Genomic DNA, 17,972 nt, shown 5'->3' with positions numbered 1-17,972 from the left:
GCCTCGGCCTGTCCCCGCAGCCCAACCCACACGCCTACGTCCTCCGCCGCTGTCCCGGGCTCCGGGAAGAATGAAGCCGGGCTGCCGTGAAAGCCGATACCCGGGGGGACGAGGACAATGGATCGACCGGACTTCCTGAAGACCGTAGAGGTCGGCACTACCGTGACCGGCGTGGTCACCTCCATCGAGACCTTCGGCGCGTTCGTCGGCCTCGGCCCCGTGGAGGGGCTGATCACGGCGCCGAACCTCTCATGGCGGCATTTCGAGGACCCTTCCGAAGTCCTGTCCGTCGGGCAGGAGGTGACCGTCAAGGTCCTGGACGTCGACCACGATCGGGGGCGGATCTCCCTGTCCCTCAAGGAGCTGCAGCCCGACCCCATGACGGAGGTCCACCAGAAGATCGGCTCCGTCGTGACCGGCAGGGTCAGCGGCGTCGCACCGATCGGCGTCTTCGTGCGACTGGACGACGGTGAAGGTCTGCTCCCGCAGCCGGAGACCAGCCCCGATCACCGTCCGAAAATCGGCGAGGAGATCCGCGTGCGTATCGCCGATGTCGACCTCGACCGCCGGCGCATAACCCTCTCACTCCCCGAGTAGGCCCTGGACTCCGCAGCACCATTCCTTCGTCTGGCGTCATCACGACTTTCGTCGGTGTCGCGGCCAGAATCTCAAGGTCAGTCTTGTTCTCCGGTGGGCGTTCCATCGAGAGAAGAGGATTATGAGATCGGTATTAGAGGGGCCGGGCGGGCGTCGCGTCCGGATCGCCGTCCTCTCCGTCCTTGGGGTCTCCTGCTTGACCGGTATCCCGCCGGACGCATGGGCGGACGCGCCCGCACCCCGGGCGCAGCCCGGCGGTGTGGCGGGCGGGGTGCTAGCCGTATCCTCCGTGAACCCGCGCTATTTCTCTGTCAAGAAGGGCGGGCGGGAGAAAGCCGTCTATCTAGTGGGGACGAATCTGTGGAACAACGTGCAGGACGGAGCGGGCTTCCACAGCTGTGATCGTCCCGGGCCTGAATTCAGCTGGACCGCGTACCTGGATTTCCTGCGATCCCGGCGGCTCAACTTCATCCGCGCCTGGCGATGGGAGCATTTCAAATTCAAGCTGCCACCGGAACTCGACACCGCGGGCCCCTACTGCGTGTCACCTCAGCCGTGGCCCCGGACGGGCTCCGGGAAGGCCTACGACGGCGGGCCGAAGTTCGACCTCTCCACCTTCGACCAGGCGTACTTCGACCGCCTCCGGACGCGCGTCGTCAAAGCGCGCGAGCGGGGGATGTACGTCTCCGTCATGCTCTTCGAGGGCTTCTGCGCACATATGTGCGACAGCGCGACGGTCACGGCCGGGCACCCCTTCGACGGCCAGAACAATGTCAATGGGATCGACATCGAATCGATCCGGGATTACCAGTCCGATTCCGTTCCGCCGGACGTCCTGGCGCTTCAGCGCGCCTATGTCCGCAAGGTGATCGACACCGTGGGCGACCTCGACAACGTCCTGTACGAGGTGGCCAACGAATCGTGGCACGGTTCGGTCTCCTGGCAGTACGACGTGATCAGGTACGTGAAGCGGTACGAGGCCGTGAGGCGTTTCTCCGCGCACCCGGTCGGCATGTCCGCCATCTGGCCGGACGGAAACGACGACTGGCTGTTCGCGTCGCCCGCGGACTGGATCATGCCGGGCTTTCCGGCCGCGGGCCACTACCTCCATGACCCGCCCGCCGCCACCGGGGCCAAGGTCGTCGTCTCCGACACCGACCACTATGCGCCGTGCGCCGTCGATGCCGTCTGGGCCTGGAAGTCGTTCACCCGCGGCCTGAATTCGAGCCAGCTCGACTGCGGCATCGGCGATCCGGCCCGTCCCGATCCGGCCTTCGACTTCCTCGAACCGGCCAGGTACGCCCAGGGAGACGCGGGGCTCCTGGCCCGCCGGACGGACCTTTTCGCGATGGAGCCGCGCGGGGACCTCACGTCCACCCGTTACGCGCTCGCCAGTCCAGGACGCGAATACGTGATCCTGCAGCCAGAGAAGTCGCCCCGCATCGACGTCGACCTCGCCCCGGGCACATACCGGGTCCGGTGGTTCGACATCAGCACGCGAAAATGGCGGTCGGCCAACAAGGCTACGGTGCGTTCGCCTTCAACGAAGACGTTCACGGCGCCTTTCAAGGAACCTGGCCCCACAGTGCTGTATCTAAGGACGCCATGAGCACGATCCGGACGTCGGGAGGTTGACGTCTGGGTGTGGCCGGGCCGGGCGGTTTTCTGCCCTGGCCCGGCCACGTGTGACTGGTTACCTGTTCACCAAGGCGGGAGATTCGAAGATTTCGCGCTCCTCGGCGGGGTTGGGGGCGGGTTTGGCGGGACGCCAGCCGCGTGCCCAGAAACGCTGGACCGCCGCGATCTCCTCGGCGCTGGGAATGGCGTTCTCACACCGTCCGCCGGCCATCACCTTGTCGCAGTTCCCGATGTCCGGCGGGTGCTGGAGGCTGAGGATGTGCCCGAACTCGTGGACGACCACGCGCAGCGGCGCCGCGCCGGACTGCTGGATCTGGTTGCGGTAGAAGTAGATCTGCCCGCGAGTGCAGCCGACGCAGCTGGCCGTACCGGGGGCCGATCCGTTCTGGGCGGTGGTCACGGTGATGCCGGCCGGCCCTTTGACCAGCTTGACGCTCGTGACGCGCGTGTTCCAGATCTCGGCCGCCTCGTCGACCAGGGGAGCCAGCTCGGCCGCTCTGGTCGAGTCGTAGTAGATCGTCGTTTGCGCGGCCGCCCGCTGGGGGGCGGCGGTGGCGCTGGGAGCACCGACCAGTACAAGCGCGACAATGCCGCCGAGAACGGCGGCGATCAATCTGGTTGGGAACAACTCCGGATCCTTCCCGTAGGCTGCGATGAACCGGTTGCCCCCGTTCCGCCGGTGTTTGCGGCACCGACCTGATGGAGCGTAGCCTTATAAAGGCTCGCAATGCACATTTCAAATGCCCATACCATTTCCCTAATGGCATTTGTTGCCGTTAGAGCGCGGGCGCACTTGGCTGATAGAGCCGAAGTCCGGCCCGCGAAGATGATCACGGAGATCGGGGTGGCGGCGGCCGTCGCGGTGGCAGACTTGAAGAACCCCTCAAGTGATCACACGGCTTCGGTCAGGCGGGAGTGCCATGAAGGTCGTCATCGTGGGCGCGGGAATCGGTGGGCTGATCACGGCATTGCGGCTGCACCACAAGGGCATCGGCTGCGAGATCTACGAGCAGAGCGAGCGGATCCGCGAGCTGGGCGTCGGGGTCAACACGCTGCCCAACGCGGTGCGGGAGCTGGCCGGGGTGGGGCTCCTCGATCGGCTGGAGGACGAGGGAATCCAGGCCCGTGAACTGATCTACGCCCACCGGCTGGGGCAGGAGATCATGCGCAGGCCCTGCGGCAGGTACGCGGGGTACGACTTTCCGCAGCTCAGCGTGCATCGCGGCCGGCTCCAGGGCGTCCTGCTGCGGGCGGTGCGCGAGCGGCTCGGCCTGAACGCGGTCCGGACGGGCCATCGGCTGACCGGCTTCGAGCAGGACGCCGAGGGCGTCCGCGCCCACTTCACCGACCGCGCCGGCGGCCCTCGCCCGTCCGCGCACGGCGACGTGCTGGTGGCCGCCGACGGGATCCACTCGACCGTCCGGTCCATTCTCTTTCCGGACGAGGGGCCACCGCGCTGGAACGGCGTGATGATGTGGCGGGGAGCGACCGACTGGCCGGAGTTCGGCACCGGCGCCTCGGTGGTGATCGCGGGCGGCACCGACGCCAAGCTGGTCGTCTATCCGATCGCGCCGGGAGAGCGTCCGGACACGCGGCTCACCAACTGGGCGATCTGCCTGCGGACGGGGCGGCCCGGCGACGCGCCGCCCCAGCGGCAGGACTGGTCCCGCCGCGCCGACCCGTCCCGGCTCGTCCCGCACGCCGCCCGTTTCCGGACGCCGCTCGTCGACCACGCCGCGCTCGTCACGTCCACCCGGGACTGCTACGAGCTGCCGATGTGCGACCGCGACCCCCTGCCCTACTGGACGCGGGGACGCGTGACCCTGCTCGGCGACGCGGCCCACCCGATGTACCCGATGGGTTCCAACGGCGCGGGCCAGGCCATCATGGACGCCGTCAGCCTCAGCGAGCACCTGGCCCGGCACGCCGCCGACCCCGCCGAAGCGCTCCGCGCCTACCAGGACGAACGCCTGCCGATCACCGCCGAGGTGGTGCTCCGCAACCGGGACGGCGGGCCGGAGAACGTGATCGACGAGGTCGAGCGCCGCGCCCCCGACGGCTTCACCCGCCTGGAGGACGTGATCGAGCCCGCGGCGCTGGAGGCCATCGTCAACGGCTACGCCCAGGTCTCCGGATCGTCCAGGGAGCAGGTCAACCGGCCGGTCGCTCCGCAGGACGCCTCCGGCTGATCAGCCCGCCTCCACGGGCGCGCCGCCGAACCCGATCTCGTTGCCGTCGGGGTCGCGGTAGACGGCCTTGCGCACACCGTTGGGATAGGTCTCCCGCTCGGCGGGTTCGAGCCCCCGATCGGCGATCCGCGCGACGCGGACGTCGAAGTCGCCGACGAAGATCGTGACCACGGCGTGGCCGGCGTGCTCGGGCCGGTGCTCGACGGCCAGCGACCGGTGCTCCGCGAGTTCCCACACGGCCTCCGTGTCGCTCGCCACGAACGTCGGCGGGGAGCCCAGCAGCCGTTCGTACCAGGCCAGGGCCGCCGCATGGTCGGCCACCGGGATCCCCGCGAACAGATCGACGCTCATTTCGCGATCATACGAACCTCGGGCACGACCGCGTCCCGTAGAGGGCCGTCAGACACGGGCTTCACTGACGGGACGGCTCCGTCCGCCCACCGGGAACGCGCGTCTGGCCAGCTCGTCGTACGGATGGCCGGCGGCGTCGGGGTCGCCCCGGCCCGCGAGGCTGCCCGCCCAGGCGCACAGGAACCCGAACGGCACCGACACCAGCGCCGGGATGGTCAGCGGGAACAGGTGCGCGTCGCCCATCACGTCCGGGCCGACCAGCACCAGCCCGATGGACGCCGCCAGCCCGCCGAGCAGCCCCGCGACCGCGCCCGTCCGGTTGAAGCGCCGCCAGTAGATGGTCAGGACCAGGACCGGCATCGTCGTGCTCGCGGCGACGGCGAAGGCCACGTTGCCGAGGAACGCGATGTTGAGCGTCTTGGCCCACAGGGCGATGAGGATGGCGACGATCGCGATGCCCGCGCCCGCGAACCGTCCGACCAGGAGCTGCCGCTGGGGCGACACCTCCCCGCGCTTGAGCGCGACGGTGTAGAGGTCATGGGCGATCGCGCCGGACGTGGCGATCGCCAGGCCCGCGAGCACCGCCAGGATCGTCACCATCACGACCGCCGCGACGATGGAGAACAGCAGGTTGCCGCCGACGGCCTCGGCGAGCCGGGGCGCGGCGAGGTTGCCGGCCTTGTTGTCGGCGACGATGGACGCCTTGCCCACCTGGTTCAGAGCCGCGTAACCGAAGATCGGCAGCGCCGCGAAGAACGCGGCGAAGATCCACATCGCGACCTGGGCGGAGTCGCGGGCCGCCCGGCCGTCCCGGACGGTGAGGAACCGCACCATCACGTGCGGCAGGCCCATCATGCCGAGCAGGAGGCCCATCGTCAGCGACACCGTGTCCAGCGACGCGGTGAGACCGCCCTGGTGCGGCGCGATCACCCCGTCGCCGAAGCGGGCGGCCGCGTCCCGCATGGGGCCGAGCGGGTTGCCGCCGCTGTCGGCCACGACGAGCACCAGCAGCGCCAGCGCGGTGACGATCAGCACGGCGGCCTTGAACACCTGGATGTACGTCGTGCCGACCATCCCGCCGAGGATCGTGTAGACGGTCATCAGCGCGCCGATGACGATCACCGCGGCCGGGAAGTCCACGCCGAGCAGGAGCTGCGCGAGCAGGCCCGCCCCGACGAACTGGATCACCATGTAGATGATGCTGATCACCAGGCTCGCCACCGCCATCGAGGCGCGCAGCCCGCGGCCGTCGAAGCGCGCCGCGACGGCGTCGGCGAGGGTGTACCGGCCGAGGTTGCGCAGCGGCTCGGCGATCACGAGCATCATCAGCAGGTAGGCGGCGGGGACGCCCACGGCCAGGTAGAAGCCCTCGAACCCGGTCAGCGCCACCGCGCCGGTGATGCCCAGGAAGGACGCGGCGGACAGCTGGTCTCCGGCGAGCGCCAGCCCGTTCTGCAGGCCGCCGATCCGTCCGCCCGCGACGTAGTGCTCCGCGGTGCTCTTGTTCCGCCGGGACGCGTAGGTCGTCAGCGCCAGCGTGACCGCGATCAGCGCGCCGACGATCGCGACGGCCGTGCCGTTCATCGCCGTCCTCCGTCCTCGATCCGGGACGTCCACCTGCGGTAGGCGACGGCGCCGGCCAGGGGCAGCAGGATCACGGCGAGGCCGGCGGCGTACCCGGCCCCGATCCCGTCCGCGACGCCGTCGAGGGCGCCGGTGAACGAGGCCAGGATCGGGAACGCCATGAAGACGACGATGGTGATCGCCGCCGCGCCGAGCACGACACGCTTGTGCCGCTGGATCATGGCGTCGTGTTCGGTGTGGTCCGGTCCGCCGGGCGGGGGTTCGGGGGTATGGGGCATCCGGATGCGCCTCCTCGGTAAGCGCGCCTTGCTGGGGAGCTCCGTATATGAAAACAAATACGAAGTCGTAGAGGAACCCCCGCGGTCGCTTTCCGTACGCCGGACACTACACACAGGCGGCATCGGAGCGTGCCTGACCTGCTACTACTCCGTTCGCCCGCGGCATGGGCCCGTGATGTTTCGCCTGGAGCACAGGGGGAGACTCATCCGGAACGGCGCCGGGTTCCGGCGAGCGCGGACGTGCCGCGCTCGGCCCGGCCCGTACGGGGGGCCACTGCGATGAGAGTCATGCTCAGAGCGCATCTGGACGTCACGCTGGCGAACAAGGCGATCACCAGCGGCAAGCTGCCGGAGGTCGTGGAGTCGCTGATGGCACGCCTCAATCCGGAGGCCGCCTACTTCGGCCCCAGCCGGGGCGGACGTTCCTGCACCATCGTCTTCGACATGCAGGACAGCTCGACGCTGCCGACCATCGCGGAACCGCTCTTCCAGGAGCTGGGCGCGAAGATCGAGATCCAGCCGGTGATGAACGCCGACGACATGCGAAAGGGCCTCGCCGCCTGGCAGCAGCAGCAAGGCTGACCGCGAGGCGGCGGGAACGGCCGCTTCGCGTCAGGTGGTGATGATGCCCGGCAGCCGGGTCTGGAAGTCCAGGACGCCCACCCAGGTGGGACGCAGGGCGATGCGGGCCATGCGCGTCTCGGGATGCTCGGCCCCGGCCACATAGGCCGCGCCGCCCTCCTCGCCCAGGAAGCGGCGGGCCGACTCCGCCTGCTCGGGCACCATCCCGTCCACCTCGGTGATCGACACGCGGCCGCGCAGTATGAGGACCTCCGGGGGCTGCGGCTCGGTGTCGATCGTGACGGCGACGTCGGGACGTTCGCGCAGGGCCTTCAGCCGGTACGCCGGACGCAGCATGCCCATCGGCGGGCAGTAGACGTACGTCGCCATCACCAGCTCGTCGCCCGTCCAGGTGAACCACGTCGACATCACGCGGGGCGTCCCGTCGGTCGCGTTGTAGGCGAGGCGGGCCGGGATGGTCGAGCGCAGCAGGCGTTGCGCGACATCGGTCTGGAGCAGGCGTACGTCACCCTGCGGAAAGTCCATGAGCATCTCCTCACTCGGCACGAAGTGAAGACTCGCGCGACCTCCCGAAGTCATCGCTCACGCTCGGCTCGCGCCCCGTCACGCGCCTACGCCCGTGCCCGCGCCGAGTGAATCGGGTGAGTCAGCTGCCGGTGACGGCGCTGAGCCGTTCGTCGCGGAGGCGTCCGGCCCAGGAGTCGTCCAGCGGCTGGAGGTCGTGGCCGACCGCCCAGCGCAGGAGCAGGTCGGCGAGGCCCGGGTTCCGGACGAGCGCCGGCCCGTGCATGTAGGTGCCGAGGACGCGCCCGCCGTAGGCGCCCTCGAACCCGTCGCCGTTGCCGATCCCGTGGAGGACCTTCGCGAACGGGCGGGCGTTGGGGCCGAGCTCCGTGACGCCCTGGTGGTTCTCGAAGCCGGTGATGCGCGGCACGTTCAGCTCGCCCGCGACGTCCCCGACGATCTCGCCGACGGCGCGCTGCTCGCCGCGTCCGGAACGGACGTCGAGGATGCCGAGGCCCGCGACGGGCTGGCCCTCCTCGCCGCCGAACTCGTGGCCGAGGAGCTGGTACCCCGCGCAGACGGCGAAGACGACCGCGCCCGACTGGACGGCCCGCGCGAGGCCGCCGTCGCCCGCGAGGCGCTGTGCCGCGAGGATCTGCGGACGGTCCTCGCCGCCGCCGAGCAGGTAGATGTCGCCGTCGGCGGGGACGGGCTCGTCCGAGCGGAGGTTGACCGTCTCGGTCGGGATGCCGCGCAGCGCGGCGCGGCGCTCCAGGACGATCGTGTTCCCCTGGTCGCCGTAGGTGCTGAGCAGGTCCGGGTAGATCCAGACGATCTTGATGCGGTCAGACGACACGGCCGTACCTCGTTCGGATGGACTGGAAGGCGGTGTAGTTGGCGATCACGTCGAGGTGCCCCGGCGGGACGGCCATGACCGCCTGGTCGATGTCGTCCACGACGGTGAACGAGACCTCGGCGGCCTCCAGCCGGGCGGCGAGGTCGATGCGGCGCTCGCCGGTGACCCAGACGGGACGGCCCCGCAGGATGCGGTAGTCGACGTCCCAGAGCCAGGACGTGTCGCGGCCGTCCGGGCCCTGCGCGTTGATCGACAGCGCGACCGGGCCGGGCGCGGGCTGCAGGACGTCGAACGCTTCCAGCCAGCCCGCCGGGTTCTTCGACAGCAGCAGCCGGATCGACCGGCCCTCGTGCTCGACCGTCGTGTAGCGGCCCGCGACGGACGTGACCTGCGACAGCAGCGGCAGCGCCTGCTCGGGCGGGACGCCGAACTGCGCGACGACCGCGAGCGCGATCAGGGCGTTGGAGCGGTTCGCGCGGCCGGGCAGGGACAGGCCGGTGAGCCCGAACGTCCGGCCGTCCGGCGCGGTGACGAGGTCGCCCTGCAGCGTCCAGTCGGGACGGGGGCGGCGGAAATGGCACTGGCGGCAGGCCCAGTCGCTGTCCTCGTCGGTGTCCTGCCGGTCGAGGGGGCCGCCGCATTCGGGGCAGCACCAGGAGTCCTCGCGCCAGTGCTGGCCCGCGGCGACCCAGGTGACGCTCTTCGCGGTGGACGCGCCCCAGGTGACGAGCGGGTCGTCGCAGTTCGCGATGACGTGGCTCTGCGGGGACGCCTCCAGAGCCTTGCGCCACTTGCCGGCCAGCAGCCAGATCTCGGCGGCACGGTCCATCTGGTCGCGGCTGAGGTTCATCAGCGCGACGATGTTCGCCCCCGTCTCCCGCAGGACCATCGGGACGTACTTCTCGTCGCACTCCAGCACGCCGTAGCGGGCCGTCGGCGCCGCCGCGAGCGCGGACACGTGGCCGGTCGGCATGTTCGCGCCGAACGCGTTGGTGGCGACCTCCCCCAGCGGTGTCATCGCCGAGGTGATCAGCCGGGTCGTCGTCGTCTTGCCGTTGGTGGCGCTGACGAGGACGAGCTTGCGGTCCTTGGCGAGCCTGGTCAGCAGCTCCGGATCGAGGCGGAGGCCGACCTTCCCGCCGATCACCGAGCCGTCCCCGCGGCCCGCCATTCGGGACATCTTGGCGGCCGTACGACCGAGCGCGACGGCCAGCTGCGAACGCAGCGGAAGATCGCTCATGGACTCCGTCTTCTCTGGATGCGCCGGGAAACCGCTCCGAGCCTAGCCGCTGCGCGCACCGGACAGGGCTCGCCGGCGGGGTTACGGGGCGTGCCCGGACGCGGCCGCGCCTGATGTGACCATCATCACAGCGCGGCCGGTAAACCAATCCGGACAATCTTGACCTGTGCCGACATGTCGTGATTCGGTGCGTCCTCCGACTGCGGTGCGCCAGATTGCCAACCACGCGTCCGAGAACGGCGTCACCCACTACTTTTGTCGGGAGCCCTGCTGGTTCGCGGGGACGCGACGCCCGCCGGGACGGCGGATCCGTTCGCAGGCGTGGGCAAAGCGGCTAAAAGGCGAGGTCTGAGCGATGCAGTGTCCGACGTGCGGTAATGACACGCCCGGGACGCTCGGCAAGTGTTCGCACTGTGAGGCGCCGATCGACGTGTACTCGGTCGGACCCGTCGTCCCGCTGTCGGCCCCGCCCGCGGACGCCCCCGCGGCTCCCGCGGCCCCGGCGGCTCCTGCCGCCGGGACGGCCGACATGTTCGGGGAGCGGACGATGATGGTGCCGCCGCCCACACCGTCCTGGGCCCCGAGCGAGCCGCCACCTGTGACACCCGACCTCGCCATGCCGCCACAGCCGCAGCCCGTCCAGTCGGCACAGTCGACGGCGCCCGAGCCCCCGGCGGCCGCGCAACCGCCGCTCCAACTTTCGGCAGAGCCGCCGACGCCATCTGCATCGCCGGCGCCGGTCGGGCAGGCCGGGTCGCTGCCGCCGGTCGACCCCGAGGACACCGCGGCCTGGACGTTCATCCCCGACGAGGACGACGATCCCTCCGGCGGTTACAACGCGCCCGCGCCGCCCGCCTGGTCGGCGAGCCCGCCCGCGCCGGCCGCCGCCGGTCCGGCCGACCCGACGCCCAGCACGTTCGGGATGGAGCCGCTGCCAGAACGCAACGAGCCGATCGTCCCGGACTCGTGGTTCGCGCGGCCGCGCAAGCCCGACCCGGCGGAGGCGGATGCGGACGCGACGCAGATCGTCGGCGGGCAGCCGCACACGATGCTGGACGCCGACGCGACCCAGTACGCGCCCAACCCCGGCACGATGAATCCCGGCATGCCCGGCGCGCACCCAACCCCGATGGGCTTCGGCGCTGACCTCGGTCAGACGCGAATGGACCCCGGCGCCCAGATGGGCCCGCCCCAGATGGGCCCGCCTCACATGGGCGCCCCTCACATGGGCCACAGCGGAGCCATGCCGATGGGCCAGATGGGTCCGATGGGGCAAGGCGGCCCGGGCGGCCCCGCGTACGGCGGTTACCCGCCGGGCCAGGGGGACGGACGTCCGGGCGGCGGGCCGAGCAAGCCGCTCATCGCCGCCGTCGCCGCGCTCGTCACGATCGCGGTGGGATCCATCGTGTTCGTGGCGTGGCCGTCCGGGGACGAGTCGGCCACGCCCAGCGACCCGAGCCCTTCGCCGTCCAACAAGCAGGTCGCGGAGAAGAACCCGATTCCGGCGGCGACGAAGGAGCAGGCCGCGGCGATGAACGCGGTGCTGAACGACAGCGTCGGCACCCGGCGCGTCCTCGCCGGGGCGCTCGGCAGGGCCGGCAAGTGCGAGACGCTGCCGCAGGCCATCCAGGGTTTCCAGACGGTCGCGCAGCACCGCCAGAACCAGCTGGCCCGCACCCGCGGCCTCCAGGTGGACAGGCTCGCGAACGGCGAGCGTCTCCGCAGGTCGCTGACGCAGGCGCTGACGGCGTCGCTGCAAGTCGACCAGGTCCTGCTGCGGTGGGCGCAGGCGAACCAGGCGAACTGCCGCGGCAAGCCCCGTCCGAGCGCCGCGCAGGTTCCCGGACGGGCGGCCAGCGAGCAGCGCGCGACGTCGGCGAAGAAGCGGTTCGTCGTCCTGTGGAATCCGGTCGCGAAGAAGACCGGCCAGCCGCAGCGGAGCTGGCGCAGGGTGTGACGGCCGGTCACGACCCGGTTGCGACCTTCATACTGACGGTTCCCGACCGGTGACCGCGCAAGTATCTTGTCACCGTCGAATTCGATGGGTAGGGGGCCCTCATGCGGTGTCCGGGCTGCGGAAGCGACACCACGTCTGCGTTGCCCCGGTGCACACGCTGCAACGCGCCGCTCAGCGCGACGCCGCCGGGCGGTGACGCGACGACTCCCGACGAGCCGCCGGCGCCCCCGTGGACGTCATCGCCGCAGGGCCCCGTCCTGTGGGAGGCGCAGGGGCCGTCCGACCCGCTACCTCCCGCCCAACCACCTCCCAGCGCGCCGCCGCCCGAGCACACGACTCCGATGCCGCCGTCGGCCGATGAGACGTCCACGCTGCTCTCGCCCGAACCGTGGGCCGTGCCGCCGGGCGGGCCGTCGTCGTCCGAGCCCGCGATCTGGCAGCCGCCCGCGCCACCGAAGACGAGCAGGGTGCCGTACTTCCTGGTGGCGGCGGGTGTCGTCCTCCTGATCGGGCTCGCGCTCGGCATCGTGTTCTGGCCGAGCGGATCGGGCACGTCCGCCGATCCCGCGAGCGGCGGCGGCGGTCCGTCCACGCAGCAGAGCCAGGACGTCGTCCCCGAGAGCGGGACGCCGAGCGGCGACCTCGACGGGCAGGCCAAGGCGGTCGACGCCCTGCTGGCCGAGATGGGCACGACCCGGTCCGACCTCGGCTCGGTGGTGGTCGGCGGCTGCCAGCGGAGCGGCCTGCAACGCATTCTGGACGCCCGCCGCTCACAGCTCGAGAAGGCCCGCGCCCTGGACGTGACCGCCCTCGACAGCGGCGCCCAGATGAAGGACGCGCTGGTCCGCGCGCTGGAGGCGTCCTCCGAGTCGAACCAGCGCTACCTCGACGTCGCGCCCGGCTGCCCGTCCGACAGCGAGGTCACCGACGTCAACCAGCGCGCCAGCGACGCCAAGAACGAGTTCATCGGCTATTGGACGCCGATCGCCCAGCAGGCCGGCCTCCCCGCCCGCACCGCCGACGACATCTAGCGGCGGCCGGCCTCCGGCAGCACCGGCCGGCCTCCGAATGCGGCGGTCAGCCTCCGACGCCGATGACGGCGCCGAGCTGCCGGACGGCGTCCGCCAGCACCGCCACGCCGCCCACGCGCCGTCCGAGGCGTTCGAGGGCCCCTTCCATGCGCTCGGGATCCGGATCCTCGCTCTCCGCCTCTTCCTGGACGTCGGCGAGATCCCGCCGGGCCCGGCCGAGTTCGGGAACGTCCGCGCCGTGGTCGCCCAGCAACCGCTCGACGCGGGCGAACGCCTCCGCGACCTCCCGCGATGTCCCGGCGGCGTTGATCTGCTGGTTCTGGGTCACGTTGTCGCCCGCGGCGACCCTGTCCGGAGACATTGGCGTTGCCGCCGATGCTGATGCCCCGGTCACCGTGCTGGGTCATGCCGTCCTCCGGTTCGGTCAAGGGTTGATGCGGCCTCCACGGCCGCCGCCGGTGCCCCCGGCGCCGCTCTGCCGTTGCTGGACGCGCTGCCCGGCGGCGACCTGACCGTGCACGGTCCCGCCGGTCATGATGACGCCCTCGTTCATGATGACTCCGGCCTGCGTCCGGTACGCGGACACGTCGATGCCGCACTCGTCGCCCAGGTAGTCGAGCAGCGCCTCGTTGACGCGGCGTTCGATGAGCCGCGTGTACTTGTCGACGTCGATTTCCTGGACGAAGTCCTGGAAGTCGGCGTCCGCCGCCAGCTCGCGGACGCTGATCCGCGACCCGTAGTCGTGGACGAACTCGGTCGCCGGATCGGGCGCCGTCTCGGCGGTGAACGTCTCCCGCGCGATCCGCCACAGCGCCGCGGCGAGCCGGGACGGGGCGAGCAGCGGCGCGACGAAGACGCTGGGGAGGCCGATGCGGATCGCCTTCCACAGCACCTTCCCGCCGCGCCAGCCGGGCAGCTCGTCCACGACCTTGAAGACGGGGTGGACGGGCGGCAGCACGGTCGCGGCGAACAGCCCGTACAGCATCCGTCCTTCGACGGCGAGGTGGACGAACGCCGACATCACGGCGTCCTGGTCCTCCGCCGGGGCGACGACGACGGCGTCCGGGGTTCTGATCGACTGGCCCTGCGCGCCGATCGACACGCGCTGGAAGCAGCGGATTCCGCCCTGCGGATGCCGGACGGCCGCCTCGACGGCCGCCTCGGACGCCGCCGAAAAGGGCACGCGCCCGTGCGGGTCGACGAGCGGGTGGCCGGAGTAGTGGCCGGGGGTGAGATCGTCCACCGGGCGCTGGTGCTGCACGCATCGTCCACGCGCCACGACATGCCAGCCGGTGACGAGCCCGTTGATGCGCTCGTTCGGCGGGAGCGGCCGCTCTCCGCCATCGCCGGGCGGCCGCTGCCCGTTACCGCCTTGCTGCGGCAGTTCGTCCCGCATCTCGTGGAGCTTGGCGCGGATGCGCTCGTGCATCACCACCGGATCGACGATCACGGACCGCGCAGCCGTGCCGGACGGTGCGGGCTTGCCGAGCGGGTTCGCCGCCTTCCTGTCCAGTTCGAGGGCGATCGACCAGATCCGCGCGTCCGGCGAGTGCGGATGCCCGGCGCCGATGAACGGGTTGTCGCCCGCGTAGAGGGTGATGTTGCCGCCCTGGGACGCCCGGACGTGCGCCAGCGCGTTCCCGAACCGGGCGCTGCCGCCGACGTCCGGCCCGGGGCCGTGCGCGCCGGGCCCGAGGTTGCGGGCGAGCCGCCGCAGGACGAGGGTCAGATGCCCGATGACCACGAACGCGAACAGCCCGGACGTCATGGCCGAAGCGAACGCGAGGATGATGAGGCCGCTCACCAGAAAGCCCAGCCATTCGCCCGCCGACGCGGTCGCCCCCGGCTGGAGCGCGGCGGCGGTCAGGGCCAATCCGGCTACGAGGATGAGCGCCGGCACGACGACGGCGAGCCCGATCCGCGTCCGCCAGGACAGGCGCCGCCACGGGACGCGGAACAGCGCGGTCAGGTAGCCCAGCACGCCCAGGTGAAAGAGCACATAGAGGGGCGACAGGGTCAGCAGCGCCGGCCAGAGCCCGACGATGAGGACATCGCGGACGATGCGCATCCGGCGGGCCTGGCGCGCATGCCTGATGACCGGTTCGAGGTCGAACCCGTGCGACGGGACGACCGCGCGGTACGACTCGTACACGTACTCCTTGAGGACCGCGTCGCACATGCCCTTGTCGAGGTACATCGCCGCACACAGGTAGCGGGTGAGGTTCTGCATAGGGCCGGTCCGCGGGTCCCCGCCGGGCCCGTGGTGGAAGAACGCGGTGCTCGGGGGGCTGCCGGTCTGCACGTCCAACGCCGGTCCTCTCCGCAGAGGTCAGAACGATCCGTGCGGGGCAGAATTTAGCGTCCAATCGTAGCAACCGGTGAGTTTATTCCGGAACGCGATTGATTCGCCTGATCACTCAGCGTCCGGACCGGCGCCGCGACCGAGGAAGGGAAGCCCGGCGGACGGGTCCTCGAACGGGGCGACGAAGCGGTCGAACCAGCTCAGGACGGGTTCGAGCCATTCACCGACGCGCATCGTCCCGGCGACGTGGTCGATCTGCTCGTCCTCGTCGAAGCCGATCGCGACGACGGGAAGGTCCTGGTAGAAGCCCGCCTGGTCGTCGTCGCCGTAGAGGGCGGTGAGCGCGATGGGACGGTTGCGTTCCAGCTCCATCGACAGCGGATGGCGCCGCAGCGCGCGAAGGCGATGGCCGAGTTTCGGGTCCGGCGGCTGCTTGAGCCCGGGAAGCTGGTAGTCGAGCGGCGGCGCGGACGCGTGCTTGTCCGGGACGCGGTCGTCCCCGTAGGGGAAGAGGCGGTCCAGCTCGTGCAGCCATCTGACCTGCGGGATGACCCAGCTCGGGCCGGGCGCCGTGCCGGGTGCTTCGCCGCCGAGGAGCCGTCCGGCGACCTTCGCGACGGCGGCGGTCAGCTCGGACGGCGGGTACGCGGTCCGCAGCGCCCGCGACCGCCGCGACACCGCGCGCTCCAGCACCGTCGCGAGCGCGCACTCGCGCAGCCGCGGAGCCAGCCGCGACCAGGCGCGTCCCAGCTCAAGCGGAACGGCGGGCATCGGACGGTTCACGACATGAGCAAGAACCAGCGTGTCCGCCCACAACCTCAGCCACGCCCAATCGGCATGCCCTGCAACAAGATCGGCTTCACGCAGCTCGTACAGCGTGCAGGCCCGTCCCGACCGGCACTCGCAGCCGCACGCAGCCGACCGGCGGCCGTCCACGGGCGGCGGCGGCCCCGGCAACTCCGCCTCACGACCCTCGCCCAACGGAACCCTGACCCGCAGCGGACGATCCATCCCGTCCGCGAACACCGCCGCCACTCCGGGCCGCAGCGACACGACCTCACGGGACTGGTCGTCGTCCAGGTTCATCGCCGCGCCGACCTGGTGCCGGTCGTCGAACGCGGGCAGCCGATGCACGACCTTCAGCGCCGTGTTCTTGATCACGTCCGGGACGAGCTTGGTCGGGATCTGCTCGGCGACGATGATCCCCTCGCCGTACGCGCGGATCTCGGCGAGCATCCCGGCGAACAGCTCGACGGCATGCGAACTGGTGCGTTCCGGACCGCGGTTGCGCAGCAGCCGGTGCGCCTCCTCGATCACGATGACGTGCCGCAACGCCGGGCCGTCCGTCCGGTCACGGCGCCGCTCCCGCATGCGCAGATGTTCGACGATCCGGATGATGAGCGTCCCCATGAGGAACGCCTTGTCCTCATCATTCGCGACATCCTCGATCGCGAGCACAATATTGTCGCGAAGCATCCCGCCGATGTCGGCCGGGTGCCCACCTTCGAAGAACCGTCCCGCCGACCCGATCCGCAGCGAGCGAAGCCGGACGTCCACAAAACCCTGGACATCGGCCATCAACTCTCGCCCGTACCCGACATCGGAAATGACCTGGAGCGCGGCATTCTGCAACTGCTCCAACGTCGGGACGGCCGGTTCGATCAACGACCCGGGCACGCCCGCGCCCGTCACCACGTCCCACCCGTTGTTCTCGTAAACCCGCTGCAGCGCCTGCGCCATGATCTGCGGAAACGGCTCCTCAGCATCGAACGCGGCCTGGAACAGCGCCCGCACCATGTCGATATGCGCCTGCACCGGATACCCCGGCTCAGGCGCAAGCGGATTCACCGAAAGCGGCACGGAGTCGGGGTCTGACGGATTCACAACGGTGACCGGCCCACCGAGATCCTGAATACGTCCCGCCATCGCCGCGTATTCCGACTTCGCCGGCTCGATCGCCAGCCACGGCACCCCGGCCCGCGTGAGCTGCTCCAGCAGATGCCGGACGGTCTGCGACTTGCCGGCACCCGTCGCCCCCGTCACGAACACATGCCGATTGATGGTCGACCGGGGAACGGTGAGCCGCCCGACCTGCCGATCCTGCCCGTCCAGGATCGCGCCCAGCTCAATTTGCGTCTCTTCCGCCCGCTCCGGCTGCCCGTCGGTCTCGGACGTCACATCGAAGTACCCGGCGTCCAGCACCCGCAGCCCCGGAACCTCCCTGCGCGGCAACCCGGCCAGCGCCGCCAGCGTCCCAGCCGTCGCGACGAACGGGAACCGCTCGTCCGGCTCCACAACCGACCGCACCGGCGCGGTCTCGGCCCCGGGCCGCAACGTCCCGGCGAACGACCCGCCACCCTGCCCCGACCTGAGCCGATAGGGATGGTGCCCGAGCTCCATGGACCCCACCAGCACCGGCGCGATCTGCCCCAACTCAGCCTGCGATGCCGCCCCGGCCACGACCCTGACCCGCCAAAGCCCCGCCTCGCGGAACGCGTCCAGCTCCGCCAGCCGCTGATCAGCCCGCGCAACCGCCAGCCGCGCCTGCTCGTCCTCACCCCGCCGCAACATCCGCAACTCGTGATGAAGCTCCCGCATCTCGGTATCGATCAGCCGCTCATCACAAGGATCGGCGACCACGAACCACCCGAACGGCCGCTCCATCAACGTCACAAGCGTCGCCTCGAACAGCCCGGGCCCGGCGTCCGCACGCCCGACCTGCGGGGCGAGCCGTCCTGGACAACGCGTCCACGCCATCCGCTCGGCCTGCCGCAACCACCCGTCCCCGATCGGCACACCACGCGCACCACTCGGGAACAACAACCCGTCCCCCACCCCGCTGATCGGCCCCGCATTGGTGATC

The 17,972-nt window shown here is 70.8% G+C and carries 16 protein-coding genes; 6 read left to right on the top strand and 10 right to left on the bottom strand.

Annotated elements, in window-relative coordinates:
• Positions 1-117: 117 nt before the first annotated feature.
• Both E1287_RS35355 and E1287_RS35350 read left to right on the top strand, forming a co-directional pair.
• On the top strand, positions 118-597 hold the full coding sequence (locus E1287_RS35355; RefSeq protein WP_131969635.1) for a S1 RNA-binding domain-containing protein: 480 nt from the start codon (positions 118-120) through the stop codon (positions 595-597).
• A 196-nt stretch (positions 598-793) separates the two neighbouring features.
• Positions 794-2,206: a DUF6298 domain-containing protein gene (locus tag E1287_RS35350; protein WP_131969634.1), complete on the top strand. Its 1,413-nt coding sequence runs from the start codon at positions 794-796 to the stop codon at positions 2,204-2,206.
• An 84-nt stretch (positions 2,207-2,290) separates the two neighbouring features.
• Here E1287_RS35350 and E1287_RS35345 read toward each other — a convergent pair whose 3' ends face one another.
• A complete protein-coding gene (locus E1287_RS35345; RefSeq protein ID WP_165969362.1) occupies positions 2,291-2,848 on the bottom strand; it encodes a snapalysin family zinc-dependent metalloprotease in 558 nt (185 codons plus the stop codon).
• A 307-nt stretch (positions 2,849-3,155) separates the two neighbouring features.
• Here E1287_RS35345 and E1287_RS35340 point away from each other — a divergent pair, with 307 nt between their 5' ends.
• On the top strand, positions 3,156-4,424 hold the full coding sequence (locus E1287_RS35340) for a flavin-dependent oxidoreductase (protein WP_131969632.1): 1,269 nt from the start codon (positions 3,156-3,158) through the stop codon (positions 4,422-4,424).
• Here E1287_RS35340 and E1287_RS35335 read toward each other — a convergent pair whose 3' ends face one another.
• Genes E1287_RS35335 through E1287_RS35325 form a run of 3 tightly spaced genes read right to left on the bottom strand, consistent with a single transcriptional unit; the run spans position 4,425 to position 6,637 of the window.
• The gene (locus E1287_RS35335; protein WP_131969631.1) at positions 4,425-4,775 is read right to left on the bottom strand and encodes a VOC family protein; all 351 of its coding nucleotides are present in this window, start codon (positions 4,773-4,775) and stop codon (positions 4,425-4,427) included.
• A gap of 48 nt (positions 4,776-4,823) precedes the next feature.
• Positions 4,824-6,359, bottom strand: a complete 1,536-nt coding sequence (locus tag E1287_RS35330) for a cation acetate symporter (RefSeq protein ID WP_131969630.1) — start codon at positions 6,357-6,359, stop codon at positions 4,824-4,826.
• Positions 6,356-6,637, bottom strand: coding sequence for a DUF485 domain-containing protein (locus E1287_RS35325; RefSeq protein ID WP_165969361.1), 282 nt, complete (start codon positions 6,635-6,637; stop codon positions 6,356-6,358). The genes E1287_RS35330 and E1287_RS35325 overlap by 4 nt, the downstream gene beginning before the upstream one ends.
• A 288-nt stretch (positions 6,638-6,925) precedes the next feature.
• Here E1287_RS35325 and E1287_RS35320 point away from each other — a divergent pair, with 288 nt between their 5' ends.
• Positions 6,926-7,219, top strand: a complete 294-nt coding sequence (locus E1287_RS35320) for a DUF3303 family protein (protein ID WP_131969628.1) — start codon at positions 6,926-6,928, stop codon at positions 7,217-7,219.
• A gap of 30 nt (positions 7,220-7,249) precedes the next feature.
• Here the strand turns inward: E1287_RS35320 and E1287_RS35315 are convergent, their stop codons facing one another.
• From E1287_RS35315 to E1287_RS35305, 3 genes are all read right to left on the bottom strand, one after another.
• Entirely contained in the window at positions 7,250-7,744 is a 495-nt protein-coding gene (locus tag E1287_RS35315) for a pyridoxamine 5'-phosphate oxidase (RefSeq protein ID WP_243719647.1), read from the bottom strand.
• 121 nt (positions 7,745-7,865) lie between these two features.
• Positions 7,866-8,579, bottom strand: coding sequence for a glutamine amidotransferase (locus E1287_RS35310; protein WP_131969627.1), 714 nt, complete (start codon positions 8,577-8,579; stop codon positions 7,866-7,868).
• Entirely contained in the window at positions 8,569-9,819 is a 1,251-nt protein-coding gene (locus E1287_RS35305; RefSeq protein ID WP_131969626.1) for a MurT ligase domain-containing protein, read from the bottom strand. Before E1287_RS35305 ends, E1287_RS35310 begins: the two co-directional genes overlap by 11 nt.
• A gap of 430 nt (positions 9,820-10,249) precedes the next feature.
• Between E1287_RS35305 and E1287_RS35300 the strand changes: the two genes are divergently transcribed.
• Both E1287_RS35300 and E1287_RS35295 read left to right on the top strand, forming a co-directional pair.
• On the top strand, positions 10,250-11,776 hold the full coding sequence (locus E1287_RS35300; RefSeq protein WP_131969625.1) for a hypothetical protein: 1,527 nt from the start codon (positions 10,250-10,252) through the stop codon (positions 11,774-11,776).
• Between the two features lie 140 nt (positions 11,777-11,916).
• Positions 11,917-12,807 (top strand): hypothetical protein, encoded by an 891-nt coding sequence (locus E1287_RS35295; RefSeq protein WP_131969624.1) that lies wholly within the window; start codon positions 11,917-11,919, stop codon positions 12,805-12,807.
• A gap of 46 nt (positions 12,808-12,853) precedes the next feature.
• Here the strand turns inward: E1287_RS35295 and E1287_RS35290 are convergent, their stop codons facing one another.
• The 3 genes from E1287_RS35290 to E1287_RS35280 form a co-directional block, all read right to left on the bottom strand.
• Positions 12,854-13,168 carry a DUF5955 family protein gene (locus E1287_RS35290; RefSeq protein WP_131969623.1) on the bottom strand — a complete coding sequence of 105 codons (315 nt, stop codon included), beginning with the start codon at positions 13,166-13,168 and terminating at the stop codon, positions 12,854-12,856.
• Positions 13,169-13,231: 63 nt separating this feature from the next.
• Positions 13,232-15,115 carry a hypothetical protein gene (locus tag E1287_RS35285; RefSeq protein ID WP_131969622.1) on the bottom strand — a complete coding sequence of 628 codons (1,884 nt, stop codon included), beginning with the start codon at positions 15,113-15,115 and terminating at the stop codon, positions 13,232-13,234.
• Between the two features lie 105 nt (positions 15,116-15,220).
• Positions 15,221-17,972: ATP-binding protein (locus E1287_RS35280; RefSeq protein ID WP_131969621.1), on the bottom strand; the 2,752-nt coding region annotated here is incomplete at its 5' end.

This window comes from Actinomadura sp. KC06, from assembly GCF_004348735.1.
Classification (GTDB): Bacteria; Actinomycetota; Actinomycetes; order Streptosporangiales; family Streptosporangiaceae; genus Spirillospora.
This window is presented reverse-complemented; position numbering and strand designations above follow the sequence as displayed.

Bases quoted from the DNA above. Each gene is read 5' to 3' on its own strand.
- E1287_RS35330 (WP_131969630.1), bottom strand. From the start codon at position 6,359: ATGAACGGCACGGCCGTCGCGATCGTCGGCGCGCTGATCGCGGTCACG.
- E1287_RS35335 (WP_131969631.1), bottom strand. From the start codon at position 4,775: ATGAGCGTCGATCTGTTCGCGGGGATCCCGGTGGCCGACCATGCGGCG.
- E1287_RS35315 (WP_243719647.1), bottom strand. From the start codon at position 7,744: ATGGACTTTCCGCAGGGTGACGTACGCCTGCTCCAGACCGATGTCGCG.
- E1287_RS35325 (WP_165969361.1), bottom strand. From the start codon at position 6,637: ATGCCCCATACCCCCGAACCCCCGCCCGGCGGACCGGACCACACCGAA.
- E1287_RS35355 (WP_131969635.1), top strand. From the start codon at position 118: ATGGATCGACCGGACTTCCTGAAGACCGTAGAGGTCGGCACTACCGTG.
- E1287_RS35305 (WP_131969626.1), bottom strand. From the start codon at position 9,819: ATGAGCGATCTTCCGCTGCGTTCGCAGCTGGCCGTCGCGCTCGGTCGT.
- E1287_RS35290 (WP_131969623.1), bottom strand. From the start codon at position 13,168: ATGTCTCCGGACAGGGTCGCCGCGGGCGACAACGTGACCCAGAACCAG.
- E1287_RS35320 (WP_131969628.1), top strand. From the start codon at position 6,926: ATGCTCAGAGCGCATCTGGACGTCACGCTGGCGAACAAGGCGATCACC.
- E1287_RS35340 (WP_131969632.1), top strand. From the start codon at position 3,156: ATGAAGGTCGTCATCGTGGGCGCGGGAATCGGTGGGCTGATCACGGCA.